The organism is Pseudomonas sp. GL-B-26 (assembly GCF_019947405.1).
In the GTDB taxonomy this organism is placed as follows: Bacteria; Pseudomonadota; Gammaproteobacteria; order Pseudomonadales; family Pseudomonadaceae; genus Aquipseudomonas.
Map to the genome: position 1 here is coordinate 1 of NZ_JAGYGJ010000108.1, position 1094 is coordinate 1094.

At 59.9% G+C, this 1094-nt stretch carries 1 protein-coding gene; it reads right to left on the reverse strand.

The features are described 5' to 3' along the window. Positions 1–1094, reverse strand: a 1094-nt coding sequence (locus KGB23_RS30105; RefSeq protein ID WP_223433706.1) for an IS4 family transposase, incomplete at both ends; no start/stop codon positions are given.

A 1094-nucleotide genomic window follows, 5' to 3' on the forward strand; every position in this document is an offset into this window, starting at 1 on the left:
TTGCTCTTGACGACCGCTTTGGGCTGGATGTTTCGAGCGAGTGCAAGCAGGTACTGAGCCAGCCCTCCTGCGGGGATCGGAATGGATGAGTGCTCTGCTGGCAGAGCTATTTGCATACCCTCGTAACCGCTGCGTACCTGTACCGTCAGGTGGAAAATCGATGCTTCCCAATCGTCGGGCAGGGTCTGGCGATGAGCCTGTTCAACGCTGCGCTTGAGCACGGCCAAGACGTTGTAAGCCAACACGGCCGACGCAAATCCCAGCAGGGCGGCCTTAGGGTTGCCCAAGGTTTCGATTTCGCTGTCCAGCACCGATTCCAGGCGCTGGAACATCCCTTCGATGCTCCAGCGACGGCGGTACAAATCGGCGATTTGCTCGGCACTGATGGAGTCGGGCAAGTTGCTCCAGAACAACAGCGTGGTGTCGCCAGATTCGGTGGGGGTTTGCAGATTCAGTTCGACACGCCGCCACTGGCGACCACCTTTAACTTCGATGATTTGCTCGCGCACGCTGCCTGCCCCGACCGCGACAGACTCCTGCCAGTCGCTTTCCTTAAGTAGGCGTGGATGTTTGCTCGGTTCGCGAATGATGAACGAGGCTCCGGACTCTTCGCAGGCGTCCATGACGGGGAGCGTGCAATAGAGTCGATCAGCCATCCACAGCTGCCCCGCACAGGCTTTTTCCAGCAACGGCAGAACGCTGACGCGCTCACTGGCATAGGCATCTTCACAGGGCTGAAGATCGACGACCTGATCCAGATCGGGGTCGTAAACCACTACTGAAAAACCAGGCCGGGCGGCCCCCCGTTCACGGCGCAAAGCGCCCAGGCGTTTTTCGCTGGAAGGCAGGTGGTTGCCGTCGACGACCCGCAGTTGCCAGCCCGGCAAAATGGCTGAGTGCCCCAGCTCTTTTATCGTCGGGGCCAAGCGCTCTGCGCTGCCGGTGACCAGGGCGCGCAGCAGCGCAGGTTCTGTGCGGCTGACCTTGTCATACAGCGCCGCCAAGCTGACGGGAAGATCCTCCATCTGCCGTGCAGCAGCATGTAGCGATGGTCGCAAGCCCAATGAAACAAGGGACATCAGTTCAACGATGGT